This is a genomic window from Hazenella coriacea (assembly GCF_004341825.1).
GTDB lineage: Bacteria > Bacillota > Bacilli > Thermoactinomycetales > Thermoactinomycetaceae > Hazenella > Hazenella coriacea.
The window spans coordinates 452,910-479,009 of the sequence record NZ_SMAG01000001.1 but is presented as its reverse complement, the minus strand read 5'-3'; the positions used below and the strand labels follow the sequence as shown (position 1 = coordinate 479,009).

General features: G+C 37.4%; 34 protein-coding genes and 3 tRNA genes. 25 read left to right on the top strand and 12 right to left on the bottom strand.

The features are described from left to right. Positions 1-74: 74 nt before the first annotated feature. From EDD58_RS02320 to EDD58_RS02290, 7 genes are all read left to right on the top strand, one after another. A complete protein-coding gene (locus EDD58_RS02320) occupies positions 75-338 on the top strand; it encodes a metal-sensitive transcriptional regulator (RefSeq protein ID WP_131923219.1) in 264 nt (87 codons plus the stop codon). A 131-nt stretch (positions 339-469) separates the two neighbouring features. After that, positions 470-697: a sulfurtransferase TusA family protein gene (locus EDD58_RS02315; RefSeq protein ID WP_131923218.1), complete on the top strand. Its 228-nt coding sequence runs from the start codon at positions 470-472 to the stop codon at positions 695-697. Positions 698-978: 281 nt separating this feature from the next. Further along, positions 979-1,464 (top strand): DsrE/DsrF/DrsH-like family protein, encoded by a 486-nt coding sequence (locus EDD58_RS02310; protein ID WP_131923217.1) that lies wholly within the window; start codon positions 979-981, stop codon positions 1,462-1,464. A 235-nt stretch (positions 1,465-1,699) separates the two neighbouring features. Further along, on the top strand, positions 1,700-1,912 hold the full coding sequence (locus EDD58_RS02305) for a phage holin (protein ID WP_131923216.1): 213 nt from the start codon (positions 1,700-1,702) through the stop codon (positions 1,910-1,912). Positions 1,913-2,001: 89 nt separating this feature from the next. After that, positions 2,002-2,078, top strand: a tRNA-Pro gene (locus tag EDD58_RS02300). A 47-nt stretch (positions 2,079-2,125) separates the two neighbouring features. Further along, positions 2,126-2,202: transfer RNA gene (locus EDD58_RS02295), tRNA-Pro, on the top strand. A 45-nt stretch (positions 2,203-2,247) separates the two neighbouring features. After that, positions 2,248-2,324: transfer RNA gene (locus tag EDD58_RS02290), tRNA-Pro, on the top strand. A 48-nt stretch (positions 2,325-2,372) separates the two neighbouring features. Here EDD58_RS02290 and EDD58_RS02285 read toward each other — a convergent pair. Continuing rightward, the gene (locus EDD58_RS02285) at positions 2,373-3,218 is read right to left on the bottom strand and encodes a Cof-type HAD-IIB family hydrolase (protein WP_131923215.1); all 846 of its coding nucleotides are present in this window, start codon (positions 3,216-3,218) and stop codon (positions 2,373-2,375) included. A gap of 139 nt (positions 3,219-3,357) precedes the next feature. Here EDD58_RS02285 and rnhA point away from each other — a divergent pair, with 139 nt between their 5' ends. The 3 genes from rnhA to EDD58_RS02270 all read left to right on the top strand — a co-directional run bounded on the left by rnhA (position 3,358) and on the right by EDD58_RS02270 (position 5,636). Then, entirely contained in the window at positions 3,358-3,789 is a 432-nt protein-coding gene (gene rnhA / locus EDD58_RS02280) for a ribonuclease HI (RefSeq protein ID WP_131923214.1), read from the top strand. Between the two features lie 37 nt (positions 3,790-3,826). Further along, complete coding sequence (gene queG / locus EDD58_RS02275) at positions 3,827-4,975, top strand: tRNA epoxyqueuosine(34) reductase QueG (RefSeq protein ID WP_131923213.1); 1,149 nt, start codon at positions 3,827-3,829, stop codon at positions 4,973-4,975. Positions 4,976-5,096: 121 nt separating this feature from the next. Further along, positions 5,097-5,636, top strand: coding sequence for a GNAT family N-acetyltransferase (locus EDD58_RS02270; RefSeq protein WP_165875757.1), 540 nt, complete (start codon positions 5,097-5,099; stop codon positions 5,634-5,636). A 131-nt stretch (positions 5,637-5,767) separates the two neighbouring features. On the opposite strand, the gene EDD58_RS02265 is transcribed toward EDD58_RS02270, so the two are convergent. Continuing rightward, entirely contained in the window at positions 5,768-7,099 is a 1,332-nt protein-coding gene (locus EDD58_RS02265) for an APC family permease (protein WP_131923211.1), read from the bottom strand. Between the two features lie 474 nt (positions 7,100-7,573). On the opposite strand from EDD58_RS02265, the gene EDD58_RS02260 reads away from it, so the two are divergent. The 6 genes from EDD58_RS02260 to yhbH all read left to right on the top strand — a co-directional run bounded on the left by EDD58_RS02260 (position 7,574) and on the right by yhbH (position 13,539). Continuing rightward, positions 7,574-8,113 (top strand): methylated-DNA--[protein]-cysteine S-methyltransferase, encoded by a 540-nt coding sequence (locus tag EDD58_RS02260; RefSeq protein WP_131923210.1) that lies wholly within the window; start codon positions 7,574-7,576, stop codon positions 8,111-8,113. 118 nt (positions 8,114-8,231) lie between these two features. Beyond that, the gene (locus EDD58_RS02255; RefSeq protein ID WP_165875756.1) at positions 8,232-8,774 is read left to right on the top strand and encodes an amidase domain-containing protein; all 543 of its coding nucleotides are present in this window, start codon (positions 8,232-8,234) and stop codon (positions 8,772-8,774) included. A gap of 141 nt (positions 8,775-8,915) precedes the next feature. Further along, entirely contained in the window at positions 8,916-9,380 is a 465-nt protein-coding gene (locus EDD58_RS02250; protein ID WP_131923208.1) for a tRNA (cytidine(34)-2'-O)-methyltransferase, read from the top strand. 40 nt (positions 9,381-9,420) lie between these two features. Further along, complete coding sequence (locus EDD58_RS02245; protein WP_131923207.1) at positions 9,421-10,143, top strand: HAD family hydrolase; 723 nt, start codon at positions 9,421-9,423, stop codon at positions 10,141-10,143. A gap of 303 nt (positions 10,144-10,446) precedes the next feature. After that, positions 10,447-12,345: a PrkA family serine protein kinase gene (locus tag EDD58_RS02240; protein ID WP_131923206.1), complete on the top strand. Its 1,899-nt coding sequence runs from the start codon at positions 10,447-10,449 to the stop codon at positions 12,343-12,345. A gap of 36 nt (positions 12,346-12,381) precedes the next feature. Next, on the top strand, positions 12,382-13,539 hold the full coding sequence (gene yhbH, locus EDD58_RS02235) for a sporulation protein YhbH (RefSeq protein WP_243648619.1): 1,158 nt from the start codon (positions 12,382-12,384) through the stop codon (positions 13,537-13,539). 128 nt (positions 13,540-13,667) lie between these two features. On the opposite strand, the gene EDD58_RS02230 is transcribed toward yhbH, so the two are convergent. Beyond that, entirely contained in the window at positions 13,668-14,069 is a 402-nt protein-coding gene (locus EDD58_RS02230; protein WP_131923204.1) for a hypothetical protein, read from the bottom strand. A 318-nt stretch (positions 14,070-14,387) separates the two neighbouring features. On the opposite strand from EDD58_RS02230, the gene EDD58_RS14735 reads away from it, so the two are divergent. Beyond that, a complete protein-coding gene (locus EDD58_RS14735; RefSeq protein WP_165875755.1) occupies positions 14,388-14,624 on the top strand; it encodes a hypothetical protein in 237 nt (78 codons plus the stop codon). Here EDD58_RS14735 and EDD58_RS02225 read toward each other — a convergent pair. Continuing rightward, positions 14,566-14,988: a helix-turn-helix domain-containing protein gene (locus tag EDD58_RS02225; RefSeq protein ID WP_165875754.1), complete on the bottom strand. Its 423-nt coding sequence runs from the start codon at positions 14,986-14,988 to the stop codon at positions 14,566-14,568. The genes EDD58_RS14735 and EDD58_RS02225 overlap by 59 nt on opposite strands. Positions 14,989-15,019: 31 nt before the next feature. Between EDD58_RS02225 and EDD58_RS15320 the strand changes: the two genes are divergently transcribed. From EDD58_RS15320 to EDD58_RS02210, 3 genes are read left to right on the top strand one after another with little or no spacing between them, the layout of a single operon-like run. Then, the gene (locus EDD58_RS15320; RefSeq protein WP_131923202.1) at positions 15,020-15,343 is read left to right on the top strand and encodes a multinuclear nonheme iron-dependent oxidase; all 324 of its coding nucleotides are present in this window, start codon (positions 15,020-15,022) and stop codon (positions 15,341-15,343) included. A gap of 15 nt (positions 15,344-15,358) precedes the next feature. After that, positions 15,359-16,345, top strand: a complete 987-nt coding sequence (locus EDD58_RS02215; RefSeq protein WP_131923201.1) for an iron-containing redox enzyme family protein — start codon at positions 15,359-15,361, stop codon at positions 16,343-16,345. Between the two features lie 14 nt (positions 16,346-16,359). After that, positions 16,360-17,046, top strand: coding sequence for a thiaminase II/PqqC family protein (locus EDD58_RS02210; RefSeq protein ID WP_165875753.1), 687 nt, complete (start codon positions 16,360-16,362; stop codon positions 17,044-17,046). Between the two features lie 55 nt (positions 17,047-17,101). On the opposite strand, the gene def is transcribed toward EDD58_RS02210, so the two are convergent. The 5 genes from def to EDD58_RS02185 form a co-directional block, all read right to left on the bottom strand. Continuing rightward, a complete protein-coding gene (def, locus tag EDD58_RS02205; RefSeq protein ID WP_131923199.1) occupies positions 17,102-17,611 on the bottom strand; it encodes a peptide deformylase in 510 nt (169 codons plus the stop codon). 621 nt (positions 17,612-18,232) lie between these two features. After that, entirely contained in the window at positions 18,233-18,562 is a 330-nt protein-coding gene (locus EDD58_RS02200) for a hypothetical protein (RefSeq protein WP_131923198.1), read from the bottom strand. 19 nt (positions 18,563-18,581) lie between these two features. Beyond that, positions 18,582-19,019, bottom strand: coding sequence for a competence protein CoiA family protein (locus EDD58_RS02195; RefSeq protein WP_131923197.1), 438 nt, complete (start codon positions 19,017-19,019; stop codon positions 18,582-18,584). Between the two features lie 16 nt (positions 19,020-19,035). Further along, positions 19,036-19,575: a hypothetical protein gene (locus EDD58_RS02190; RefSeq protein WP_131923196.1), complete on the bottom strand. Its 540-nt coding sequence runs from the start codon at positions 19,573-19,575 to the stop codon at positions 19,036-19,038. A gap of 70 nt (positions 19,576-19,645) precedes the next feature. Continuing rightward, a complete protein-coding gene (locus EDD58_RS02185; protein ID WP_131923195.1) occupies positions 19,646-20,059 on the bottom strand; it encodes a hypothetical protein in 414 nt (137 codons plus the stop codon). Positions 20,060-20,640: 581 nt separating this feature from the next. Between EDD58_RS02185 and EDD58_RS02180 the strand changes: the two genes are divergently transcribed. Next, positions 20,641-20,826 (top strand): hypothetical protein, encoded by a 186-nt coding sequence (locus EDD58_RS02180; protein ID WP_131923194.1) that lies wholly within the window; start codon positions 20,641-20,643, stop codon positions 20,824-20,826. Positions 20,827-20,912: 86 nt separating this feature from the next. Here the strand turns inward: EDD58_RS02180 and EDD58_RS02175 are convergent, their stop codons facing one another. Together EDD58_RS02175 and EDD58_RS02170 are read right to left on the bottom strand one after the other, a co-directional pair. Continuing rightward, positions 20,913-21,455, bottom strand: a complete 543-nt coding sequence (locus EDD58_RS02175; RefSeq protein ID WP_243648618.1) for an endonuclease domain-containing protein — start codon at positions 21,453-21,455, stop codon at positions 20,913-20,915. Positions 21,456-21,493: 38 nt separating this feature from the next. Then, the gene (locus tag EDD58_RS02170; protein WP_165875751.1) at positions 21,494-21,877 is read right to left on the bottom strand and encodes a hypothetical protein; all 384 of its coding nucleotides are present in this window, start codon (positions 21,875-21,877) and stop codon (positions 21,494-21,496) included. 203 nt (positions 21,878-22,080) lie between these two features. Here EDD58_RS02170 and EDD58_RS15210 point away from each other — a divergent pair, with 203 nt between their 5' ends. The 3 genes from EDD58_RS15210 to EDD58_RS02160 all read left to right on the top strand — a co-directional run bounded on the left by EDD58_RS15210 (position 22,081) and on the right by EDD58_RS02160 (position 24,497). Next, entirely contained in the window at positions 22,081-22,212 is a 132-nt protein-coding gene (locus EDD58_RS15210) for a hypothetical protein (protein ID WP_279389084.1), read from the top strand. 476 nt (positions 22,213-22,688) lie between these two features. After that, on the top strand, positions 22,689-23,270 hold the full coding sequence (locus EDD58_RS02165) for a TetR/AcrR family transcriptional regulator (protein WP_131923192.1): 582 nt from the start codon (positions 22,689-22,691) through the stop codon (positions 23,268-23,270). Positions 23,271-23,294: 24 nt separating this feature from the next. Next, a complete protein-coding gene (locus tag EDD58_RS02160) occupies positions 23,295-24,497 on the top strand; it encodes an MFS transporter (protein WP_131923191.1) in 1,203 nt (400 codons plus the stop codon). A gap of 513 nt (positions 24,498-25,010) precedes the next feature. Here the strand turns inward: EDD58_RS02160 and EDD58_RS02155 are convergent. Then, positions 25,011-25,568, bottom strand: coding sequence for a hypothetical protein (locus tag EDD58_RS02155; RefSeq protein WP_131923190.1), 558 nt, complete (start codon positions 25,566-25,568; stop codon positions 25,011-25,013). A 139-nt stretch (positions 25,569-25,707) separates the two neighbouring features. Between EDD58_RS02155 and EDD58_RS02150 the strand changes: the two genes are divergently transcribed. Next, positions 25,708-25,944 carry a hypothetical protein gene (locus EDD58_RS02150; RefSeq protein ID WP_131923189.1) on the top strand — a complete coding sequence of 79 codons (237 nt, stop codon included), beginning with the start codon at positions 25,708-25,710 and terminating at the stop codon, positions 25,942-25,944. Positions 25,945-26,100: the final 156 nt, after the last annotated feature.

Genomic DNA, 26,100 nt, shown 5'->3' with positions numbered 1-26,100 from the left:
TCTTGCTACATTTGACATCTGTATCTATATATATTACTATTCCTATACTGGTATAAGTAGGGGGGGGAGTAGAGATGGAATATACTCCAGAGATGAAAAATAGATTAAAACGGATTGAAGGACAAATTCGTGGCGTTCTACGGATGATTGAGGAAGAAAAAGGTTGTAAAGACGTTGTTTCTCAACTTTCTGCTGCCCGAACAGCTTTAGACCGTACGATGGGATTGATTGTAGGTACCAACTTAGAACATTGCATCCGTGCCCAGATCGATGAAGGTGAACTCGATCATAGTAAGATGGTAAAAGAAGCTGTTGACCTCTTAGTGAAAAGTAGATAAAGCTTTTCGACTAGGAGTTGACAGCTTTTTTTATATGAGTATAATATACCTATACGGGTATAAGTAGATAGTGGATGTATTTAAAAGTCTACTCGATTTTATATTACAGTCAAATACTTGGAGGGATTAAGATGCAAGCAACAAAAGTTTTAGATGCAAGAGGATTATCCTGCCCCATGCCAATTGTAAGAACTAAAAAAGCGATGGATACCTTACAATCAGGTGATATTCTAGAAGTTCAAACGACAGATAGTGGTTCAGTCAATGACTTAACCTCATGGACCAAATCAACAGGACATCAAATGTTGGATAGCAAAGAGAACGATGGTGTTTATGTATTCTGGATTCAAAAAGCGTAAACCTTTACTAAAGGAAATGAGGAGGAAATCCTTCTTAGATAAGGCTTCGCTCCTTGTTGCCTCCTTCTAGAATCAAAGAGGGGAGCGGAGTTAAGGAATTTTAATCTTTACTGAACTTGAACAAAACAACTTGAATGAATTAGAAATTAAGTGGCTTGATTCAATGAACCTTGGAGGGGCGGTGTTTCTCTGACGAACGACTTTTGCGTATACGCTATGGGAGTGAGACAGAGAAGCAGCGACCCAACGGGATCATATAAAGTTCGAAAGGAGTGATTAGGATGAGTCAAAGCCTTTCAGATAAATCTACTTTAGTCGTTTTTAGTGGTGATTTAGATAAAGCGATTGCTAGTTTTATTATCGGAACAGGTGCAGCGGCAATGGGTAAAGAAGTGACGATGTTTTTTACTTTTTGGGGATTAAATATTCTGCGGAAAGAAAATGCTGAACCTGTAAAAAAACCTTTTGTAGAGAAGATGTTCGGTTGGATTCTACCTAAAGGTCCTGAGCGTCTTGGTATTTCCAAACTGAATATGGGTGGTTTGGGTGCCAAGATGATGAAAGGGATCATGAAGAAAAAGAACATTGTATCATTACAAGAGCTGATGGAGTTAGCGAAGGAACTAGATATTAAGATCGTTGCCTGTACCATGTCGATGGACGTGTTGGGTATTACCAAAGAAGAGTTAATCGATGGGATTGAGTACGCTGGCGTGGCTTCTTATCTAGCGGATGCAGAGCAATCGAATATCAACTTATTTGTATAAATGAAGTGAATTAAAAATCGAAAACAGTCATCTATGAACAAGCTCTTATTGTATCTATTAAATAAAGTTTGCTAAAACCAACCTGTTAGGAACATGTTTTCTAACAGGTCATTTTTCATTGTTATTGTTAGAACATGGTTTTTATGTGAAAAATGTTAGTGCCCCCATTGGACATAGTTTCACGCTTTTTTTCATAGAATGGTATAGATCTGAAAGAAGTGTTGAGGTGTGCTAGATGGATTGGTTCAATCGTTTTCGAAACTATGGATTTTGGGTCTCCTTTTCTGCATATGTATTTATCTTACTTCAAGCACTTGGATTTGAGATTATTGAGCAACAATATCTACAAATTGTGAATGCAGGGTTAGGGATTTTGGTTTTATTAGGAATTGTAAACAATCCAACGACTGATAACAAAGGATTTTTTGATGATGATGAAGGATTTTGATTAATCTTATACGATTTTTAAAATTACCATTGACATATAGATTAAACCATGATAAATTATAACTTGTCGCTTGGGTAATTCATAGAGATCGGGACGTGGCTCAGCTTGGTAGAGCACCTGGTTTGGGACCAGGGGGTCGCAGGTTCGAATCCTGTCGTCCCGACCATTTCATCATCATGAATCGCTTACTCCAAATGACTCGCATAGTATGATCGGGACGTGGCTCAGCTTGGTAGAGCACCTGGTTTGGGACCAGGGGGTCGCAGGTTCGAATCCTGTCGTCCCGACCACTTTATCATCATGAATCTTGTACTTCAAAAACTCACATATTTTATCGGGATGTGGCTCAGCTTGGTAGAGCACCTGGTTTGGGACCAGGGGGTCGCAGGTTCGAATCCTGTCATCCCGACCAACACACAGAAAAGAGACCTCTATGTATAGACGGTCTCTTTTCTCATTACTAGAAAATATTTTTAGATTGAATGGTTATGAGATGATTATGGACAAGATGAGAGACTCCATGCTCATTATTTGAAGGAACCGTAATTTTTGCTTGCTGGATCACTGAAGGATGAGCATTTGAAACGGCCGCAGATAAGCCCACAGATCCTAACATCGACAAATCGTTACAGTGATCACCAATCGCAGCTGTTTGCTCAGGGGTTAAATCAATCTGATCAATGAGTTGTAATAGAGCATTCCCTTTCGATACCCCTTGAGGAAGGATTTCAAAATAATTGTCAGACGAAGGGACGAATTCAAGTGGGAGTTCTTTTTTAGTCTCTGCCCATTGGATCAGCTGTTCCATCTCTTCATCTCCACCTATACAAACCACTTTGATCCAAATGGCATCATGGGGCAATTGATCGAAAGTGGAGATCATCTCTAAGCGAAAGTGGGAATCATCACCTTCTAAAGCGGATGTTGTAATCTCCCCGACTTGAGTTGCATAAACAAGATCTTTACTATAAGCAAAAATATCCATCGATGAAGGTAAATGAGTTTGTAGCTCATGAATAATATCCATCAAAAGATTACGTGATAGTGTATGAACAGGAATATGTTGATGATGTGCAGGATCATAGATCATAGCACCATTACAAAGGATCACTGGGAGTTGCACATTCATTTGTTGAATAAATCGAGCCGCTTCAAAATAGGTCCGACCCGTTGCGATCGTAAACTGGCCTCCCAAACTTTGAAATTGAGTGAGGCTTGTCTGGTTTACTTTTGATATTTGTTTGGAGCTACTCAATAAGGTGCCGTCTAAGTCAGAGACAAGAAAAGGGATCTGTAAAATTCCCATCCAGGTTCAACTCCTTTAATTAAAACATACGAAATAGAATTCAATGTGGGATGGAGGGTTTGTAAAGATTTATCAAATAAATATATCATAACAGAAAGCTTTTGTGGATGTGGAGTCTATCTAAATAGGAGGAATTGAGATGAAACAAGTGGTGATCTATACGGATGGAGCTTGTTCGAATAACCCTGGACCCGGTGGTTGGGCTGCTGTTCTTCTTTATGGTTCCCATCGTAAGGAGATTTCAGGCGGTGAAGCAAACACAACGAATAATCGAATGGAGTTAACCGCCGTGATTGAATCTTTACGAGGATTAAAAGAGTCTTGTGTGGTTAAACTTCATTCAGATAGTGCATATATCGTAAATTGTTTCAAACAAAAATGGTACGTGAACTGGGAAAAAAACGGCTGGAAAACATCATCCAAGAAGCCTGTTGAAAATAAAGATCTCTGGCAAGAACTTCTCCGTCAAGTGGAACGACATCAAGTCGAGTTCATCAAAGTAAAAGGTCATAGCGATGTGGAACTTAATAATCGCTGTGATGAACTAGCACGAGCGGCTGTACCTAGATAATTTCTATGGATATAGAAACTTTAAGGAGGTGGGAGAGGTGCAACTCATAGAGTTAAAGAACAAGATTATCACTAAAGCGAAAGAACTAGGGATCGACAAGATCGGTTTTGCTAGTGCAGACCCTTTTATCGAACTTAGAGAACGACTGATAGAGAGTCAAGAAAAAGGGTATGCGTCCGGTTTTGAAGAACCAGACATTGAAAAAAGAGTCCAACCATCCTTATCACTTCCTGAAGCGAAGACGATTATTGCTATTGCCCTCGCCTATCCTTCTAAATTAAAAAATCCGCCTCGTTCGGAAGCTGGAGCGTATCGGGGTATTTTTTGTCGTGCTTCATGGGGACAAGATTACCATCATGTATTACGCCAAAAACTACATGCACTTGAAACAGCCATTCATCAATGGGTTCCAGATGTACGAACCCAAGTGATGGTCGATACAGGTGCGCTTTCCGATCGAGCTGTTGCGGAACGGGCTGGGATCGGCTTCACCGGAAAAAACACATCACTGATCACAGACGAGTTCGGCTCATGGGTTTACCTAGGGGAGATGATTCTTGATGTCTACATTCCTCCAGACGAACCTGTTACAGAAAGTTGTGGGGAATGTACCCGCTGTATGGATGCTTGTCCGACTGGAGCCCTTGTCCAACCAGGTCAACTTAATGCCCAAGCCTGTATCGCTTATCTTACACAAACCAAGGGGTTCCTTGCTGAGATTTATCGAGAAAAGTTAGGAAATCGTCTCTATGGTTGTGATACTTGCCAAACGGTTTGTCCAAAAAATCGTCGGCTTCACTTTGATCACCATGTTGAATTTACCCCTGATCCGGAACGAGTCAAACCGCTTCTCAAACCCTTATTATCGATGAGCAATCGTGAATTTAAGGAGCATTTTGGAGAAATGTCCGGTTCATGGCGCGGGAAAAAGCCGATCCAGCGAAATGCCATCATTGCGTTAGCCCATTTCAAAGACCAGTCGGCGATTCCTGACTTAGTCTCGTTACTTCAGCAAGATGTTCGTCCCGTCATTCGTGGAACTGCTGCTTGGGCTTTAGGTAAAATCGGTGGGGATGATGCGAAAGAGGCATTACGAAAGGCGTTGGAGAAAGAGACAAAACAAGAAGTGATCCAAGAAATCCACCATGCATTTGAATTGATCGAGGAATCAACTGTAAAGCCGTAATAGTGATTTGTTCCACTTTGATTTATCCAAAGTCCTCAAAGGGCTGTGAACGGCAATAGAAGAGATTCAAAGTATAATATTATTTCTTTTCTGCGAAACTATGGGGATAGGGAGAAAAATAGTGTCTTTAAAATTTGTGTCGTTTCAACCCAATCATTTAGACGAACTGATTTCTTTTCTTACCACTGAACGTTGGGAGTTTCATGGTCAGCCAATCGTTAGCCAACAAATGGTTGTCAACGCCTTTGAACGAGGGTTTTATACTGGTATTGACACAAAATCCTTTCTAATTCGTGAGGGTGATCAAACGGTAGGTTTTATGCGGTTATTTGACCTTGAAGATCCAATTGCACTTTTTGATCTCCGAATTAGTTCAGACTTTCGAGGAAAGGGTTTTGGAAAGCAAGCAGTCAATTGGCTAACTACCTATCTATTTCAAACATGTATGAATCTTATTCGAGTCGAAGCCCATACAAGAGTTGACAACCACCCCATGCGTCGAACATTAGCATCGTGTAAATATGTCATGGAGGGTTATCATCGACAAGCATGGAGACAAGCAAACCAACTTTACGATTCTGTATCTTATGCTACCTTGCGGTCTGATTGGGAATCAGGGAACGTAACGCCAATTCCAATAGAAGAATTTATCAGATCTTAGTGGGTACAGTAAAATTTCTTGCGCGATGAGTTCAAAAGGATCAAGAATCAAAAAATAAGGCTCTTACTTTATGTTATGTACTCAAAGTAAGAGCCTTTACGTTTGGCTTGATTGAGAGACTCTTTTTTGCCCTATTCTCCGGCTAGAAAGGTATATTCAGGGAGTGGACGGGTGAAAAAACGGGTAATAACAAGGAGATAAATCGAACCAATCAATGTCCAGCTTAGTCCTAACAATATGGAGTGCATGTGTAAGCTAAACCAAAAGATCGCGACAAAGCTAAATCCAATGAGTGGAAGTACTAGATACTGAAAGAAAGAACTTACTGTGCGAGCCGGTTTAGATCGAAAGTAATAGGCGATGACAGAGAGATTAACAAATGTAAAAGCGATTAAGGCGCCATAGTTGATAAAAGAAGTGGCTAAGAGCAAGTCTAGACCTACCGCCGAGAGTGAAATCAAACCAACTAGAAAGACGTTAAATAAAGGTGTTCCTAAACGTGGATGAACATAGCCAAAGTATTTCTTAGGTAATACTTGGTCACGTCCCATGGCATATAACAAGCGGGAAGAACTAATCATGGAAGCGATTCCACTCGCTAAAGTGGAAGAGATCGCTGCTGCTAGAAAGATCGATTGAAAAAGGATTCCACCAATGTGATAAGCAATTTCGGCTGATGCACCTTCAGGATCTTGAAAAACGGATGCATCGGGATAGAGAGATTGGGCAAAGTAGGATACGCTGGTAAATAAACACCCACCAAAGAGAGCAATTAACAAGATACCACGAGGGATGGTCTTCGTAGGATTCTTGGTTTCCTCAGATAAAGTAGTCACCGCATCAAAGCCTAAGAATGAGAAACAAAGAATCGAGGCTCCAGCAAGTAAAGTATTGAGCTGAATCTCTTCAGTATAAAAGGGTTGAATGGTAAACTCGCCACCCTCTTGAATCAGCCCTCTTACGGATAGAAGAATAAAAAAGAGTGCTACCAATACTTGAAATACAACAAGAAAAAGGTTAAAAGAAACACTGATATTAATTTTCCAAATGTTAATAACAGTGATCAACATAACAAATGAAATAATCCAAACCGCTTGGGGGAGCTCTGGAAAAACGGCTGACATATAGATTCCAGTGAGAAGCGCATTAATCATTGGTAAAAATAAATAATCTAACAAGGCTGACCAGCCAACCAAAAAACCAAGCGGTCGATTTATCGTTCGTTGGGTATATGTATAAGCAGAGCCAGCATAAGGATAGGCCTGTACCATTTTTCCATAACTGAACGCAGTAAATAATATGGCTGCTACGGTTAATAAATAAGCAGTCGGAACATGACCTTTTGTTACATTGGAGACAATTCCAAATGTATCAAAAACAGCCATGGGAGCCATATATCCCACTCCAATGACAAAGATATGCCAGAGTTGGAGGGAACGAATTAAGGTAGGTTGTTTTGTCAATCGAATCTTCCTTTTCCAATAGAATGTTTCAAATATGATCCTCTAGATGAGTCAAGTCACAAACTCAGTCGGGTCGTTGTTTATCTGCTTCACTCTTGTATGTGTTCGCAAAGTCGTTCACCATAGAAACATCTCTCCACCTCAATCAATTGGATCAAATATAGTGATTTTTAGTGACTGCTAGTCGTTTTACTCGAGTTGAGTGATCTATTTTTCTACAATAAAATACATTTAATAGTATAAAAATACATGCATGTCATTGAAATAGCAAGAAAAAAATTTATCCTTGTTACTGTTTTATTTGTCCTTTTCACCCTTTTTATTTCATTTGTTGTTAAAATATGATTGGTAATTCTCATCTTTGATCCAAGTCCATGTCTGTAATCAGTTAACAAAATGGTTGAAGATTTACACTCGCAAACATCATAAAATCGTTGTAAAATAGAAAGAATTGCAGGTAGGGAGGTTCCTAATATGTCCGCGGCAACACAAAGAATCGTTTGGAGTCAGATGGATAGCCCAGTAGGCACATTAGTCTTGGCAGTCAGTGACAAAGGATTGTGTCAGCTAACATTTTGTAAGAAATGTGATCCAGCGGTAAGTCTCCAAGTGTGGTGTAAACAATGGTTTACGAAACCTAAAGTGGAGCGGAATGATCATGAGGTACTTCCTTATAAAGAGCAGTTACATGAATATTTTCAAAAAAAACGACGAGAATTTGATTTACCTGTTGATTTACATGGAACACCTTTTCAAAAGCTTGTTTGGAAACAATTACAACAGATCCCATATGGTGAGGTACGTTCCTATAAGGAAGTGGCTCAGGCGATGGGAGCTCCAAAGGCAGTACGTGCTGTTGGGGGAGCCAATAATCGTAATCCGATCTCGATCGTGGTTCCCTGTCACCGAGTCATTGGATCAAATGGTTCTCTAGTGGGATATGGTGGAGGTCTTCACATTAAAGAGTATTTATTAAATCTTGAGGGTTGGCGTTCCCCTGATCAGAAGAAATAATGCAATTATTATACAAGCAGAGGTAAGCGATCTAAGCTTATCTCTTTTTATATTCTAATGAAGAGGGCTCCAATGATTAGCCAATTGCATATGTTGGTTAAAATTGGAGGAGATGCATATGGATCAGAAAAAAAGGTTGAACCAGACAATCACTCTTGTAGGAAGTCATTACAATCGGCAAAAAGCAGTCCAATATGCTGATACCTACTGGAATTCGTACAATCCGCAGTATCAACGCTTTGAGGATGACTGCACCAGCTTTATCTCGCAGTGTTTATTTGCTGGTGGAATTCCAATGGTGTTTACCAAAAATCGAAATACAGGTTGGTGGTATCGTCGAGTCGATGGGAAACGGGATTCTTGGAGTTTTAGTTGGAGTGTAGCCAATAGTTTATACAATTATCTCCTAGCTAAAAGATCAACAGGTTTACAAACAGTCAAAGTAGAGGATGCAAAACAATTGGAATTAGGAGATGTCATTTGTTACGATTGGGAAGGAGATGGACGATGGAATCATAACGTGATTGTCACCCGTTTTGATGATCAAGGTGATCCCCTCGTGAATGCTCATACCTTTAACAGCCGTCATCGTCACTGGTACTATCAAGATTCCCCTGCTTGGACGACACAGACGAGATATGCTTTTTTTCATATTGTATAGATGATATCTGTAGTGTTGATTTACCAGGGGGAACATCGAGCTCTGATGCTCTATAGTGAAGTTAAATATTACCTCATCGACACTGCTACACAGCTTTAGGTACAATTAAAAGAAAGTTTCCATGAGGGAAGGAATGAAACTGTGCCAATTCATATTGTACTAGTAGAACCAGAAATCCCCCAAAATACTGGGAATATAGCTCGAACCTGTGCAGTTACAGGAGCCACTCTACATCTAGTCAAACCACTGGGTTTTGAAATTGATGATACCAAGTTGAAGCGGGCAGGACTTGACTATTGGCATGAATTGAATATTGAGTATCATGATTCATTTACTCAATTAAAAGCGAAATACCCAACTGGGCGCTTTTTTTGCGCTACCACAAAAGCAAAACAGTCTTACACAGATGTTCGTTATCTGGCAGATGATTTTTTAGTCTTTGGGAAAGAGACTCAAGGGTTAGCCCCTGAGATTTTACAGGCCCATGCAGAGACATTGATTCGAATCCCCATGCGGCCTGTTACTCGTTCCCTTAATTTATCTAATTCAGTAGCAATTGTAGCCTTTGAAGCACTAAGACAGTTGGGTTTTCCAGAACTCCAATAGACTACATGTGAAATAAAAAAGAGAAGAGTGAGGAACAGAGATGATAAAAGCTTGTTTGTTTGACCTCGATGGAACGTTGTTACCTATGGATACACATGCTTTTGTAGAAACATATATGAAAGCGATCGCCCCATATGTGAAAGAGATCATCCCACCAGACAAGCTCATCCCAATGATTTGGAAAGCTACCCTAGCTATGATTGAAAGTGATCAACCCGAATTGACCAATGAGCAAGTATTTAAGAGTACATTTGAGTCTGAATCTCGAATGAAATTGGAGAAGATCTGGCCACTCTTTGAAAAATTTTATGAAGAAGATTTTCCAAAGTTGCAAAAGCATACAGGGCATGACCCTGTCGCTCGTCAAGTCGTCGAAGTGATTTTGGAAAAAGGATATCATGTAGCAGTAGCTACTAACCCTGTTTTCCCAAGAGCTGCGATTGTCGAACGAATGCGGTGGGCTGGAGTTCATGACTTACCCTTTAAACATATAACCGTTTATGAAGATACCTATCACTGTAAACCCCGAGAGGAGTACTATTTAGAAGTTGCTGATCGCTTAGGTGTTCACCCTGAAGAGTGTGTGATGGTGGGGAATGATATGCAAGAAGATATGGTTGCATCCAGTGTAGGGATGAAGACCTACTATGTTAATCAATATCGCATTGATCGTGGGAAGCCTATCTATACAGTGGATCAAGAAGGTAGCTTAAAAGACTTACTGGATTCTGTGCGAGAAGGTAAAGGTATTTTTGCAAGATAGAAACTCTGTTTAAGTATGTTGAGCAATTATTTACATAAAAGCTTTGCTTCCTTCGTCATAGTGAAAAACCTTGGCAAATTGCTCAAGGTTTTCTCTATCTATTTTCCCTATTTTCTGATAAAATAGAAGTAACACCCTTCTAGCTATTGCATATATATGGTATAAAATATCGCCTTGCACTCGCTAGCTTTAGATGACTGGTTTTCATACAAGATTAATAAGTGAAACAAGTATGAAATGGAATATTCATCTATACGTCGCCATGTTAAGGTGTATTTTTTGATTAAGGGAAAGGAGGCTACTATGGATATCTTAAAGCGGATTGCAGAGTTTCGTAACCGTGAGCAAGAGTTGAAGTGGGAAGGTTCATTTGCCGACTATCTCGAGATCGTTAAAAAGAATCCTCAAGTAGCTCAAACAGCCCATTCAAGAGTTTATCATATGATTGCAAAAGCTGGGATGGAAACCGACGGACAAGGCAATAAGAAATATCCCTTTTTTAGTAAAGAGTTATTTGGACTCGATCGATCAATTGAGCGTTTAGTGGAAGAGTATTTCCACTCGGCAGCCCGGCGATTAGATGTTAGAAAACGTGTCCTCTTATTGATGGGACCGGTCAGTGGTGGGAAGTCAACCATCGTCTCCATGTTGAAAAAAGGTCTGGAGGAGTACTCCCGAACCGATGAGGGCGCGGTCTATGCGATTAAAGGTTGTCCAATGCAAGAAGAACCTTTAAATCTAATTCCCCCTGAACTTCGACCTGAATTTGAGAAGGAATTTGGAATTCGAGTGGAAGGCAATCTGTGCCCCTCTTGTCGTTTTCGTCTGAAGGAACAATATGGGAATCGGATTGAAGAGATGACCATCGAGCGTATCTTGTTATCCGAAGATGAGCGAGTAGGAATTGGGACATTTAGCCCTTCAGACCCCAAATCTCAGGACATTGCCGATCTGACGGGTAGTATTGACTTTGCCACGATTACAGAATACGGTTCCGAATCAGATCCTCGTGCCTATCGATTTGATGGCGAATTGAATAAAGCCAACCGAGGATTAATGGAATTCCAAGAGATGTTAAAATGTGATGAAAAGTTTTTGTGGAATTTACTATCACTGACTCAGGAAGGGAACTTTAAAGCAGGTCGATTTGCCTTGATCTCCGCAGATGAATTGATCGTTGCTCATACCAACGAGTCCGAATACAAATCCTTTATCGCCAATAAGAAGAATGAAGCGTTACAATCACGGATGATTGTGATGCCGATCCCATATAACTTAAAAGTATCTGAAGAAGAAAGAATATATCAAAAATTAATTTCCCAATCTGATCTCGCCCATGTCCACATCGCTCCCCACTCATTACGTGCTGCCGCGATCTTTACGATCTTGACCCGACTGAAAGAATCTAAAAAACAAGGTGTCGATCTACTCAAGAAAATGCGTCTCTACGATGGTGAAGTGGTCGAGGGAATGAAAGAGATCGATGTCGAAGAATTACAAAATGAGTTTTTGGATGAAGGGATGGCTGGAATTGATCCTCGTTATGTGATCAACCGAATCTCCAGCGCTCTGATTCGTACAGATACTCAATTTATCAACGCCTTAGACATCTTACGTTCCCTCAAAGATGGTCTGGATCAACATCCATCGATTACCCCAGAACAACGTGAAAAATACCTCCATTTCATTTCCATTGCTCGCAAAGAATATGATGAATTAGCAAAAAAAGAAGTACAGAAGGCTTTTGTTTATTCATATGAGGAATCTGCCAAAACGTTAATGGAAAACTACTTGGATAATGTTGAAGCCTATTGCAACTGGCAGAAAATGCGCGACCCAATCACAGGTGAGGAGTTAGAACCAGACGAAAAATTGATGCGTTCCATCGAAGAGCAGATTGGTATTTCAGAAAATGCTAAAAAAGCATTCCGTGAGGAAATCTTGATCCGGATCTCTGCGTATGCTCGAAAAGGAAGACGATTTGACTATAACAGTCACGAGCGACTTAGAGAAGCAATTCAGAAAAAACTATTTGCTGATCTCAAGGATGTTGTCAAAATTACTACCTCCACCAAAACTCCTGATGAAAACCAGCTTAAAAAAGTAAATGAAGTGATCGCCCGTTTGGTCGAAGAGTATGGATACACACCAGCCAGTGCCAATGAGTTGTTGCGGTATGTGGGTAGCTTACTCAACCGCTAAAGGTGATCCATGTTGGAAACGGGAGGTGAGAAAAAGTTGAAGAAGAACCCTCTTTTTATTGTTTCCCAAGAGGATTGGTCTCTACATCGCAAAGGATACCAAGACCAGATGCGACATCAGGAAAAAGTGAAAGAGGCGATTCGCAAAAACCTCCCCGATTTAGTCAGTGAAGAAAGTATCATCATGTCTGATGGCAAACAGATCATAAAAATTCCCATCCGCTCCATGGAGGAATACCGATTCCGTTACAACTACAATAAAAGTAAACACGCAGGTCAAGGAAGCGGAGATAGCCAAGTAGGGGACACTCTCGCCCGCGAACCCAAGAAACAACAACCAGGTCCTGGGAAAGGTCAAGGAGCGGGTGATCAGGCAGGCGAAGATTATTATGAAACAGAAATATCCGTTGCCGAACTAGAAAACCTACTCTTCTCCGAGTTGGAACTTCCGAACCTTGAACGGAAAGAGCAAGATGAAATGACGATCGATGACATCCGGTTTAATGATGTCCGTAAAAAAGGACTCATGGGCAATATTGATAAAAAGAGAACCTTACTTTCCTCCATCAAGCGGAACGCCTTACGAGGTAGCAAGAAAAAGCCTCGAATTTCGACTGATGACCTACGCTTCAAAACGTGGGAAGATGTCGTCATTCCCCACTCCAATGCAGTCGTCATCGCCATGATGGATACCAGCGGCTCTATGGGGATTTTCGAAAAATATATCGCCCGTAGCTTCTTTTTCTGGATGGTTCGATTCCTACGTACCAAATACCAAAAAGTCGAGATCGTCTTCCTCGCCCATCATACTGAAGCTAAAGAAGTTAATGAAGACTCATTTTTTAACAAAGGTGAAAGTGGCGGAACCATCTGCTCCTCCGCCTACCGCAAAGCCCTAGAAATCATCGATACCCGCTACCCACCACACCGTTACAACATCTATCCCTTTCACTTTTCCGATGGAGATAATCTAACTTCAGATAATCCACGTTGTCTCTCGCTCGTCAAGGAAATGATGCAACGCGCCAATATCTTTGGTTATGGTGAGGTCAATCAGTATAATCGTCATTCAACACTTATGACTGCCTATCGCCATATCCATGATCCGAAATTTAAACACTTTGTCATCCGTGAAAAGAGTCAAGTCTATGCAGCATTAAAGCATTTTTTTGGGAAGCAGGTGAGTAATTCATAGTTAAGGGGAAATATGTCGCTTTCTCAAGGATGACTTGAGGGGGCGATTTTTCTTTTTAATTTCACTTGTGAATAATATATATCTGCTTGAAAAGTGACTCGGTTTGTTTCTTAGAATGCCATTAGAAGCTACTCATATGAGATATAGACGGCTTCCTGTAAATCCCTTGCTTTTGTCAGATGAATAACTATTTCCTTTATTACCTCTGGGAGTACTTTAATAACATCTCCCAGTGTCTGTTGTACTTCTTGCTCCAAATCTTCAATTCTAACCTTACTAAAATGTTCGATAGCTTCACTTGAATTCGGGATTTGCCATGGGCTTTCATCGTACCAACCTTCATGCAAACTATAATAATATACTAAACCAGTCAGTTCTCCTTCACCCGTGATCATTGCATCCATGATGGTTTCAAAATACCCAATCCATATCTTGAGTATAGATTTTTTTTCGTTATCCAAAGTATAAATGAATTGAATTTCTGGTTCGCCTTCAAAACCTTTATAATATCTATCATTTATCTCATCCATTTATTTACCTCCTATGGAGCGGGCCAATGTCCTTGATCCAAGATATTTATTTGCTGAGGAGTAGCAGTGCCTGATCTTCTTGCACTAACTGCAGCATACCATTTATAACCTTCAATCCATTCATTTTTACCAACTAAAAAATAACTTGCGGGCTTTCTAGCCCCTTGCCCTGGAATTGTCTTTTGTATAACCCAAGTATTCCCTTGCTCTTTAGGAGCTCCTGGAGTACGAGTATGCCATCTTGCCTCATACTTATAAATTGTATCAGACCATCTATAACTTATTTGTTCATAACTAAAAGAAGTCTATCAAAATAGGATGGATGGAGTAGAAGAAGATACATATGATTATCATTATATTGTAGGTACTAATTTGGGGTTTCCTGAGCAGTCGGTCGATGTCTACTCGCAAATGAGAGTACTTGAGGAACAGACAGGAGTTTATCCTGAAGAAGAAGAGAGATCCAAGATTGGTGTGGAGTGGGCTGGCTTTTATTTTACTTTTTTTTCATTTCAATCGGATCTACTTTTCCAGCGGCTAAATCTTGAGGGATGATCTGAAAATCCATCTCTAAAGCCTGAAGAACTTGTAACATTTTATTATGAGATACATTATGGTATTCGTTGCGTTCATCTTTTGAAACTTGAGCTTGTGAAACACCTAATCGTTTGGCAAGTTCAGATTGTGTACATCTTTTATAAATTCGGAGTGCAACAAGAAGTCTTCCAATACCAGCTGCATGACTGATATTAGAAAAATCCCCCTTTTGATACCGCTCATATTCTTCAATTTCCCATTTTACTTGTTCATGGTGATGACGCGATGGAGACAAAACAAAGTTAATTTGTTCTTCAGTCAATCCCTTTTCTTTGAGTGCATGAATTTGGTTCTTTTCATTCTCTTCATATTGAGTTACCAACTTTTTTGAGTTTTTATACTCCTGTTCGGTTATGATCACGTGGATACTCTTAGATGTAACAAATCTTCTAATTAATGCTACAAACTTTTCTTATGATCCTTATTATTATTTGAACAACATCCCTAGGGATCGTATTAAACAATTACACATTGCAGGATATAAAAAAATATATAATCAGTTATTTGATTCTCATTCCGGTGGTATTGATGAGTATTTAATCCAATTAACCGAATGGATATTGAGTAAAACTTCTTGCAAAGCAATAGTTATTGAACGAGACTCTGACTATAATACATTTAATGATTTATTAGATGATATTACTATTTGTAGAAATTTATTAAAAAAATATTTGTAAGGAGGAAAGAAAATTATGTCTTATGAGTTTTTATTTAAGAAGCCTAAATTTAGGAATAGCTGTAAATTTTATGAGGTGGAGAATGGGGTTCATATTAAATCTTTTGGTGATGAATTTGCTATTGCAAATGAGGAATTAAATAAAAAAGATGTATTAGAATTTATCGAGCTAGTAAATGGTGAAAATTCAGTAGATGAAATTATAAATGGAGTCTGTTCCTGGGATTCTGATGACGTTTTTGATTTACTAATTTCATTAGACCAAATATCCTTGTTAACTGAAGGTAATGATCCTTATTTTAAAAACTCAGGATTAGAGCTTATGACATTATGTGAAGATTTATATCGCTATTTAGTTAATCAACATGAACCTACAAGATTAACTAAAGCTATCAGCTCAGGTAAAGCTGACTTAAGATTATTATACGGCTTTGCATTTGAATATTATCATGTGACCTTTAGAGCTCAAGATAGTATTACCCCATCTATGATGCATAGTCTTAATACTAAAGCTAAAGAACTAATCTACGAGTTCTTTGTAGAAGAATATAAACATGATGAGTTTTTAAAGAAAGCCTTACTATCTGCTGGCTTTAAAGAGGAAGATATTATACAATCAGTACCTCTTCCTTGCACTGCCGCACTAAATAATATGTTGACAGCATACTCTCTTAATGATCCTTTGTCCTATATGGCAGTTCTTTTTATGTTTGAAGGAAGTCCTTATATAGAAGATGCCTATATTATTGACTTGAGAAAATATTCAGATAGAATTCCTGAGGACTTTATTAAATACCAAAAGATTCACTCTGATATTAACATTCAAGAAGAGCATGGTTTGATGTCTAGAAACCTATTTAACACAATAGAATATATAACAAAAGAAGAACGTCATCGTGTTCTAAAAAGTGTTAGAAATTCTTTTTATTGTTTACGTAACTGGGGAGAGCAAATCTTTGAATATTACAGTAACGAAACTAACCCATTTCCCCGTTTTTTATAAAAGGAGGAATTTCAGTGACAAAAGATATATTATTAAGCTTAAATAAATATGAAAATATACATATAGATAAACTAAATGAACATCCATTTTTTCTTAAATTGTTACAAGGTGATTTACCCATAGTAACGGTTAAACGTTTTGCAGTAGAAACAATACTGTTTTATGTTAATATGTTTGATTTTATTGTACCAATATTATCTTGGCAGGATAACCCTGAACGAAAATATTTTTTAACAGAATGCTATATGAGGATGTTAAAAGTTAGACCAGAGACCTTAGAAAGTAATCTAGCTAAACTTAATATAAATGAAACAGAATTAAAAAATATTATGCCTCTTCCAGCCAATACAGCTATTAAACATCATATGTTATTTCTTAGTTTAAATGATCCTACTTCTTTTCTCATTTGTTTAAAATTATGTTTCTATGATTGTTGGAGAATTGATTCTGTATTGAATAGTCTACTGCAATTCAAACAATATAAGGAGTTTCATAATATATTTGATCAGATTTTCTATAACTTTCAACTAATTGGTGATCCAGCAAGTAATTTCCCAATTGAATTTAATTCTTATTCAAAAAGAAATGGGATGTTGGCCTTGAGAAATCTAATAGATACTTTTGTGTTATTTTATGATGAATTGCTACAGGCAGATAAAGAAGCAGATAGAATCGATTTTAGTGTACTATACAACCAATAATTAAATAGAAGGATAAATAAGCTCAATCCCTCTTAAGGAATTGAGCTTTGAATATTTAGAGAGTATTACTTGTTTTAATTGCTGATAGTAAATCTGCAGGTTGATTGTTAAAATAAAAATTACCACTTTCTACATGATCTATAAATAAAACTCCATTGAGATGATCTATTTCATGTTGTAAACATCTTGCAATAAAACTCTCTGCTTGAATTTCTTTATCACTTCCAAACCGATCTTGATATTTAACAGAAACAAAATTTGCTCTCTTAACATTACCCCAAAAACCAGGATATGAGAGACAAGCTTCTGGACCTATTTGCTCCCCATCTTTTTGTAAAATTACTGGGTTAATAAGTTCAATTAATCCATCACCACAATCCATTACTACAACTCGTTTAAGGATACCTATTTGTACTGCTGCTAATCCAGCACCTGATTCTGATGCATATAATGTATCACGCATATCATCTAGCAATGTTAATATTTTAGGTGTAATATCCATTACTTCTTTCGAGACTTTTCTTAATCTCGGATCTCCGAATTGAATAATTTCTCTAATTGACATTTACAATAAACCGTTACGAAAAAACATATAAAACTCTTCCGTTAGTGAGGATTTTCTCCTTTACTCCTAATTGTCTGCAGCACCATTAACCAGATATACAATTGAATAATGAATTATTAGATAAGCTATAAACACCAACTTAGTCATTATTAGAGTTTTATTACATTTTTAGTTTTTTCGTAACGATCCCCCTTTCATATCTCCAATTTCATAAATTCGTATCGAGTTAATAATAATCAGAAATAAGTGGATTTGTATACATTAATTATCTGATCCTAATGTCCTATAACTAAAAACAAAGGTAGAGATGGCATAGTGTTATTTATTATTCTCGAGGAATGGAATATAATTCTGTATCCTTTATTTTTTGCGAATATGACTATAACCTTTCTCACCAATATGATGATTCGAGATCCATTTATAAATAGTTACTATATTCGCTACTAATTTCTTGTACCAATTGTCTAGAATGAATTCTACCTATTTGCTTTCCGTTCCATTTGGACATATTCTCCTTTTTTGATTGTAAAGATTTAACTAAGGTGTGTCCACAAAACTATACTGATTGTTTCTATCAAAATCCTTTGTTTTAAGTTACCGGATTGTTAAAAATAGTATAGTTTAAAGATAAGTCTCAGTTCTCAATTTCTGTTTGGCAGAGAGTTTTTCTTCAGCTTCTTTTACTTTTTCAGAGGACAATTCTTCATCGTGATTAGCTTTCACAAAAACCAAAATTTTGGATACATATACTCGAAGACTCCTAGACAAATAATATTTATTTTCTTGATATAGTTGATCTAGATGAGATACTGTATCGTTCCAATCATCTGTATGTAAAAAATCAGGATAAAGAATTCCTATATCTTCAATTATTTGTTCCACTTCGGGGTAAAGAATCATTCGTTTCTCAATCACTCGTTCCTTTAAATTGGCACGAGACTGTTCAATCATAGCCAGTTGAGTTTGGCGATTAAAATAAAAGGTGACTATTAGGGGTAACGGTATCAATTTGAGAAAAATACACGCTAAGAGGTCGGACTAGCAATGAAGGCTTATTCCAGAGATTTTCACGACACTTTTTACTAGGGGTGATTTTAGTTAACTGTTTTGCGGCTTCTTCGGTTTCTCCTTTTTCTAATGCTCGTATGTATGCCATCCATTCTGGGAAATGCTGATGAATTCCATCAGCTGGACCTGTTGAATTATTATCAAAGCTTGAACTACCTTCAAAAGTAAGTAGAGGGCATAGTTTTTGTGATTGAAAGTGTGCAAAGTACTTTGGCATAATCAATCCATCTCGAACGATCAAAGGCTGTCCACATTCAATACAAGTGTATTGATCCTTTTTGGTCGCGTGATCAATATGAACTTTTTCTCCCCTTTGATTAAATCCAAATGGTATTCTCAACAAAAACACCTCCTTATTAGTTATTTTTCTTAAACATTCCTTTTAAACGTTTTTTCATTTCATTAGTATAGTTCTTATAAATCATATATAAGATCCAGAAGGAAAGGGCGCCAATCAGTGCAATTAAGATATTATAGACTGTTTTACTGAAAACAACACCATAATAAAAGTTAGTCCAGTAGTCCCAAACTTCACTTAAACCGGAAAACTTAGATAATAGTAATAAGTTTACACTCCACCAAAAACCATTCCTGACGAAAGTGCCTATTGTTTTTCCGAAAAGCGGTCCTTCATCATTTTTGTAATCAACATCAATCCTTTTAAGAATGAAAAGAAAAAACATAGTAATGATAATTAGACAAACTCCAACAGTAAACATTACAGTAAAAATACTCATCAAAACGTTTATCCATTCTATATATAGGTTTCGATGTGATTCTATAACTCTTCTTATTGTCTCTTGAGCAGGAGGATAAACATAAGTTGTTCCATACAAAATTAAAATAAAAATAAAGATCTCGAAGTAATCAAAAAAACGTCTTAAATAGCTAAACAATCAATTTCACTCCTTTGTTTTTTTATTAATAGATGCTACAAAAATCTATTTTTTCCTGCTTTTCTAAGTCCTATTTGCCGCTTTTGAAAAAATACTTAGCTATATGAGAGTGAGCAAAAACGAAGTAGACAATTAATATAATGCCTATAAAAACGAAAGTCAGATCAGAACTTAGATCGAATGCTGGCCATATTTTATAGTCAACAATAAAAGCTAAAGCACAGGGGATAAACAAAAGGAGTGTTAGTCCAGCCATAAATAATGGACGATCTGGATTAAGGAAATGTAATTTGGTAAGTCCTTTTTGTTTACAAAGCCATTTACGATAGTTAAAACTACAGAGTGTAGCTACTAACGACAGTATTATTAATGGAAAAGCAACGTACATGAGCAAACAAACCAATACCTTTATTCCGATAATTACCAAAACAAAGGTTAATATGATAATTTCTAAATTATTGTCTTTATCCGTTTTATTTTCCAAAAGATTACCTACTTTCTAGTGGAATTTTTCTTGCTTTTATTGGAATAGAGGTAGCACAGAGCGATTTTTCCACCATTTGAAAAGATTTCAGCTTTCGCTACCTCTGTATATAAAAGACCATTAAAGCATCTTAAAAGCTAATATCTATTCTATACCATTGATTATAACTAGGACAAAAACAACTCCTATTAAGTTACTATCTTTATAGTTTTTCGACTATACTAAATCATTTTGTTAATCTGACTAAAATAATTCATCCAGGGAATGATAGATAAAAGAATATTAAAAGAGGGGTGTCAATGGATCCAAATTGGTCAAAATTCATTTGAAAAAAAGACGGGAACAAGTGTAGAGTATGTGATAGTATTAAGGAACTTACTGCCCATCATCTATACTCTCAAAGTAAATACCCTGAGCTTAAGTATCATAAATGGAATGGTCTAACCCTTTGCGAAAGTTGTCACAGAAAGTTCCACATAGGTTGTGGTTCAGACAATACACCACAACAATTCATTTTGTGGTGTTTATATCTCGAACTTCCAAAAAAAAGATTACAAAAAATAATGAATTTGTGCGTTCAAATGGCAATAGCCAAAGGAGTAAGCACAGGTGTCACAAAAAATGAAATTGCTGCGGCAAAGGATAATTCTGAGAAGTCAGGGGACTCCTCAGAATTTGACCAGCGTATTCATGACTCTCGGAAAGTTGTGATAAAGGTGCCTGGCTCTCTCATTCAACACATTCAGATTGAAGTCATCAGCAACTAGAGGTAATTAAACCGCCTTAACTGGGAAAAATTTTAGTTAAAGCGGTTTAATCTATTGCTGTACACAAATAAAGATAATCCCGCTGACTATAAACGAAATAGGGCTTTTCGTAATTTCTTACCTAATCGTTTGTAGAGTGGTGGTTTGTATGCTAATACGGCTTTTTCTATTTGAAATATCACCAATCCCATCTTTCCATTCACTTGTGATCCACTAAAACGCAATACTGTCCACCCCAACCCTTCGAGATATTGGGTTTTACCTCGATTATGTTTCTTTTGCTTATAGGATGAATGATAAGCTTTACCATCTGTTTCAATTGCGATTTTATATTTTGGAATTGCAATATCGATAGAATACCTTCCACATTTTACTTGTGTTTTAGGTCTGTATTTGTTTTTTAGAGCATTGTATAGTTTACGTTCGATAGGGCTATGAGTCTTGGTATATTGATAGTCCCATTTCGCTTTTTCGCCTAAGATCCATGATTCAATCACCATTGATCCAGCACGAAAAAATGCCCTGATCGATGAGATTACTTTGATTTGTCTATACCGTTTTTTCCTACGAATGATAATTCGTTTTTTGAGATATGAATGTAACTTATGTAAATGATAAATTACTTTCATCACTTCCTAAAGGGATATAGTACCATGCTAGGACCTTTTTAAGCATATTCATTAGATTTCACAGGAATTTTAAGCTGATACCAACGTTCTAAAAGTAACTTTTTTACTTCTTTAGTAGTAGGCCAACTTCCATGCATGCCTGCTAAGTCTAATAGTGCACTTTCTGTATAATCAATTGGATTAACTTGATGTCCATCTTTATAGTTGGTTAATATAATATTTTGAGATTTTTGTATGGCTGAATGTAACCAATCAGGACAATCTAAAGGATATGCATTATTTGTTTCTTTTATTTTTTTGATATATTCCAAGCCGGTTAAATCGTAGTTTTTAAATAGATTTTCATAATATTGTACAATCCAATCATTTTGATTTAAGAAATCCCATTTGAGATATAAAAACTGGTTGTCTTCCAGCTTCATTTTGACATCCATGAAGTAATGATCTGAATAATCTTTTTCTTGTGCTTCGATAAATCGGATCTGATCATCTTGAATAGTTGCGTCTGGAATATGAGCGAAAATGTCATTGTATATAAAACTTCTAGCTCTAAAAAAAATGTCCTCAACAAAGTTGCTATACCCATATCAAATGGTTATGGGAAACTTATCTTCATCCACAAGCTATGAACCATCCTGTATATTTGTGGACAAAAGAGAGCGAGATTGAGATTCCTTACAGTAATTTTAATCAACTTGAAGCGATTCATAACTCAATCGAAGGTCAACGAGATTTACTCAAGCTGGATACTTATTAGATAAGTGATGAATCAAAAAATACCTAACTAGGTGTTTTTTGACGTTTATGGATGTGGTTTATGGTTATTTATATCAGTAAAACAGACGATCATCTATACTGCAAGCGTTTATTAATTCTAATTTGGTAACTGATCCAAAATTCAAATCCTTTGTGCTCCATGAGAAGAATCAAGTTTATGTAGCGTTAAAGCACTTTTTTGGGAAACAGCTGAGTAGTTCATAGTTAAGGGGAAATATGTCGCTTTTTCTAGGATGACTTGAGGGGGCGATTTTTCTTTTCTATATATTTGTAGATCTCGAAAAGTTGGTTAACCATTCGAATTCTGCTGGAATTAATTGTGTATGGAACATAGATGATCCTCTTTTATTGCCTTCATGACTCAAAGCGTCTGATCTAAATAATTTTTCACTTGCCTATCTTTAACCCGTTTGATAATATGACTTACGAACGTTCGTTAAATTTGAGGTGATGAGATTGAAGAGCAATGAAATTAAAGAAGCAGCTTTAAAATATTTCACACTCCATGGTTATGAAGGAGCATCCCTTTCTTTAATAGCTGAAGAAGTCGGCATGAAAAAGCAATCTATTTACGCTCATTTTAAAGGAAAGGATGATCTTTTTCTGCAAGTTTTACGTGATGCGAAAGAGACTGAGTTATCTTCGACACTTCAATATTTCCATAATATTGATTCACAAAATCCTGAAAAAGATTTATACGGATTTCTACAATTGGTGATCGATCTGTTCCAAAAAAATGAGCAGTTAAAGTTTTGGTTGCGTATGTCTTTTTTTCCGCCAGCACATCTTGCCAAAGAAATCGAAAAGGAAGTCATCGATCTTGAGGAGAAGGTGCAGGTGATACTGAAAAGTAAATTTCAGGATTGGATCGATGCGAAAGTAATCGTCGAAGATGTAGCACAAACGCCGACCTTCGCCTTCTTAGGAGTAGTCGATTCCATTATGATAGAGCTTGTATATGGCAATGATGAGAAACGACTCAAGGATCGATTAAAAGCCTCTTGGACAGTATTTTGGAGAGGGATTTCACATCAATAGTATTTATAAGAGAGGTGTTGAGACATGAAGAAAACAATAAAAGAACAAAAGACGGTATTAATGATTCTTCTATGCAATATATTCATTGTATTTCTAGGAATTGGTCTCATCATCCCCGTGATGCCGTCTTTTATGGATATCATGCATTTATCAGGAAAAACGATGGGATATCTTGTAGCCGTTTTTGCGCTGTCACAGCTGCTAATGTCACCATTCGGGGGACGTTGGGTAGACCGATACGGCAGAAAGAAAATCATCATCATCGGCTTATTCCTTTTTGGTGTTTCAGAGCTTATCTTTGGTTTAGGCACAAATGTATCAGTGCTTTATTTAGCAAGGATTTTAGGGGGAATTAGTGCCGCCTTTATTATGCCAGGTGTGACTGCATATATTGCGGATATTACTACCATTCAGGAAAGGCCAAAAGCGATGGGCTATTTGTCTGCAGCCATTAGTATGGGTTTTATTATCGGACCTGGGATCGGTGGCTTTATTGCAGAATATGGTGTACGTATGCCCTTCTTCTTTGCGGCAGCTATTGCCCTTTTAGCATGCCTTTCATCTATATTTATTTTAAAAGAGCCGCTAACAAGGGAACAGCTTGCGGAAATTTCTGCTAATACAAAGCAAGTAAATTTTATACGTGATTTCAAAAGATCATTTAATCCGCTTTACTTTATTGCATTTATCATTGTATTTGTACTCGCTTTCGGTTTATCAGCATACGAAATTGTTTTTAGCCTATTTTTTTCACATAAATTCGGATTTACGCCAAAGGACATTGCAGTCATTATTACAATAAGTTCAATCTTCGGTGTTATTGTCCAAGTATTTATGTTTGGAAAAATGGTAGATCGACTTGGTGAAAAAAAATTAATCCAATTATGTTTAATTACAAGTACGATATTAGCGGTGGCATCTACTGTGATCTCTGGCTTTTTAGCAGTACTGGCGGTGGCTTGCCTGATCTTCCTTGCATTTGACTTGCTTCGTCCAGCTTTGACGACATTTTTATCAAAGGCTGCTGGGAAAGAGCAAGGGTTTGTTGCCGGAATGAACTCGACCTATACGAGCTTAGGTAATATCGTTGGGCCAGCGATTGGCGGAATCCTATTTGACGTAAATATCCATTATCCTTATCTCTTCGCGGCTGTTATTATGGTCATTGGCCTGGGTATTACAGTCATGTGGAAAGAACATCAATTGATCGAAACATTAGCGGAATAGTTGTGAAATTAACTACGAACCAAACATGAGGCTGTCTTTTAGGGAGCTGTCGACAGCCCCATGATCCTCTATTTACATCCATGAAAGTGATCTCTTCTATCAAATTCTTTAATAAATGCATTATTCTTATCCTTTAGGTGACGGGTTAGCAAAATGATTGATGTAAATAAAAAAACTCCCACCTTACTAGATGGAAGTTTTGTGCTTTCATAGCAGCCTGTACCTCAAACCCTAACAGCTGCGAACTGTCCTCGGTCAGGAAAGTCAGTACCGGGTTTTGTCGATCACTGAGCAAATAAGCTCTAAACACTAGTAAATAAGAACACTAAGCACTCAAACACTAAACGTTTCACAACTATCTTGAAAGGGATAGAGGAAACTCACTGAGCACTGAAATCTGTTAAGAGAGTCCATGAATTGGAATCTATCTTGGCAGGATAGTCAATTCAACGGACCCAACATATAAAGCATTTCTTAGGGTTTACTGCGCTATGAAAGCAAAGGTTGGGTCACTTAATCTTCTATTCCAATTAATGAAGTCGTTGCATTTGCAATCTGGAGAGCTGCATCGACTTGCTCCATAAATTCGATATTAAATTGATTCACCTTTTCGATCTCTTGGCGTGGGAAGAGATACAGTAGATCAGCATTGTCTACAGAATCACGATCTTTTTTATTGTTATACCGTTCGACTTCCATTTCAGCGCGCCGAATAGCGACATCACAGGCATCCACTAGATTTTTATTCATTTCGATCAAGTGGTTTTTATATAGGAGAGCTTCATGTAAAGTGAATGTTTTACCAGCGACAGTCACTTTTGTCTCCAAATTGGTACGGTCAATCGCAGATTTAATCAAAAAGAAACGTTGTGACAAGTCATGATAAGCTTGAATCTTTGCCTGCACTTCTTTCTCTGCTTGTTTGACAGTATACTCTTGGTTTGCTCCTTTGATTCCCCAAGGATGCTTCTTTTTCGAAGACCAAGCCGAATAAGTGCTTAACTCTTCCTTAATCTTTGCCATGCGCTTTTTAATCAGTTTCAACTCGGAGAGGCCTTGTTGAATGAGCATGGATGTCTCCCCTTCCGTACAATCCTTAATTAGATAATTCTTAGTATAGCTAAGCTGTTATTATTTTTCAATAAATATAATGATTTTAAATTAAAAAGTAAGTATGATGATGAAAAAGGATATAGGAAGAGGGTTAGTTATGGAGAATAAATCAACAGTATGGGAGAAATGGGAAAAAACAATCTTTAAGTTGATTTTTGTTTATTTCTTCTTTGTCTTCTTTGGATATTTTAAGTGTTGGTTTTCCTCGATCATTATGATCGAAACCATTTGCCTACCTACTGTAGCAAAATGGACTTTACCGATCCTTTATTGTTTGGTCTATTTGATTGTATCTCGTCCATGGAAAAAGAGGATCAAAAATAAAGAAAGATGATTTCAAGTTGAAACTAAAGGATTGGTTATTAAAGCGTTGGGATTCACTGGGTGAAATGAGAAGTGAATCGTTTGTAACTAATATAAACCTTGATGGAGATCTAACCCCATCAAGGTTTTTTCAAGGTACAAGCTCATGGAGGGGGAAAATCGAGCT

Excerpts from the sequence above, each read along its gene's own strand:
- EDD58_RS15320 (WP_131923202.1), top strand. The coding sequence starts at position 15,020 with ATGATCACGTGGATACTCTTAGATGTAACAAATCTTCTAATTAATGCT.
- EDD58_RS02215 (WP_131923201.1), top strand. The coding sequence starts at position 15,359 with ATGTCTTATGAGTTTTTATTTAAGAAGCCTAAATTTAGGAATAGCTGT.
- EDD58_RS15210 (WP_279389084.1), top strand. The coding sequence starts at position 22,081 with ATGAACCATCCTGTATATTTGTGGACAAAAGAGAGCGAGATTGAGATT.
- EDD58_RS02175 (WP_243648618.1), bottom strand. The coding sequence starts at position 21,455 with ATGAAAGTAATTTATCATTTACATAAGTTACATTCATATCTCAAAAAA.
- EDD58_RS02200 (WP_131923198.1), bottom strand. The coding sequence starts at position 18,562 with ATGATTGAACAGTCTCGTGCCAATTTAAAGGAACGAGTGATTGAGAAA.
- EDD58_RS02160 (WP_131923191.1), top strand. The coding sequence starts at position 23,295 with ATGAAGAAAACAATAAAAGAACAAAAGACGGTATTAATGATTCTTCTA.
- EDD58_RS02305 (WP_131923216.1), top strand. The coding sequence starts at position 1,700 with ATGGATTGGTTCAATCGTTTTCGAAACTATGGATTTTGGGTCTCCTTT.
- EDD58_RS02315 (WP_131923218.1), top strand. The coding sequence starts at position 470 with ATGCAAGCAACAAAAGTTTTAGATGCAAGAGGATTATCCTGCCCCATG.
- EDD58_RS02150 (WP_131923189.1), top strand. The coding sequence starts at position 25,708 with ATGGAGAATAAATCAACAGTATGGGAGAAATGGGAAAAAACAATCTTT.
- EDD58_RS02260 (WP_131923210.1), top strand. The coding sequence starts at position 7,574 with ATGTCCGCGGCAACACAAAGAATCGTTTGGAGTCAGATGGATAGCCCA.
- EDD58_RS02230 (WP_131923204.1), bottom strand. The coding sequence starts at position 14,069 with ATGGATGAGATAAATGATAGATATTATAAAGGTTTTGAAGGCGAACCA.
- EDD58_RS14735 (WP_165875755.1), top strand. The coding sequence starts at position 14,388 with ATGGATGGAGTAGAAGAAGATACATATGATTATCATTATATTGTAGGT.
- rnhA (WP_131923214.1), top strand. The coding sequence starts at position 3,358 with ATGAAACAAGTGGTGATCTATACGGATGGAGCTTGTTCGAATAACCCT.
- def (WP_131923199.1), bottom strand. The coding sequence starts at position 17,611 with ATGTCAATTAGAGAAATTATTCAATTCGGAGATCCGAGATTAAGAAAA.
- EDD58_RS02155 (WP_131923190.1), bottom strand. The coding sequence starts at position 25,568 with ATGCTCATTCAACAAGGCCTCTCCGAGTTGAAACTGATTAAAAAGCGC.
- EDD58_RS02285 (WP_131923215.1), bottom strand. The coding sequence starts at position 3,218 with ATGGGAATTTTACAGATCCCTTTTCTTGTCTCTGACTTAGACGGCACC.
- EDD58_RS02255 (WP_165875756.1), top strand. The coding sequence starts at position 8,232 with ATGGATCAGAAAAAAAGGTTGAACCAGACAATCACTCTTGTAGGAAGT.
- EDD58_RS02245 (WP_131923207.1), top strand. The coding sequence starts at position 9,421 with ATGATAAAAGCTTGTTTGTTTGACCTCGATGGAACGTTGTTACCTATG.
- EDD58_RS02320 (WP_131923219.1), top strand. The coding sequence starts at position 75 with ATGGAATATACTCCAGAGATGAAAAATAGATTAAAACGGATTGAAGGA.
- EDD58_RS02170 (WP_165875751.1), bottom strand. The coding sequence starts at position 21,877 with ATGAAGCTGGAAGACAACCAGTTTTTATATCTCAAATGGGATTTCTTA.
- EDD58_RS02240 (WP_131923206.1), top strand. The coding sequence starts at position 10,447 with ATGGATATCTTAAAGCGGATTGCAGAGTTTCGTAACCGTGAGCAAGAG.
- EDD58_RS02310 (WP_131923217.1), top strand. The coding sequence starts at position 979 with ATGAGTCAAAGCCTTTCAGATAAATCTACTTTAGTCGTTTTTAGTGGT.
- EDD58_RS02180 (WP_131923194.1), top strand. The coding sequence starts at position 20,641 with ATGGCAATAGCCAAAGGAGTAAGCACAGGTGTCACAAAAAATGAAATT.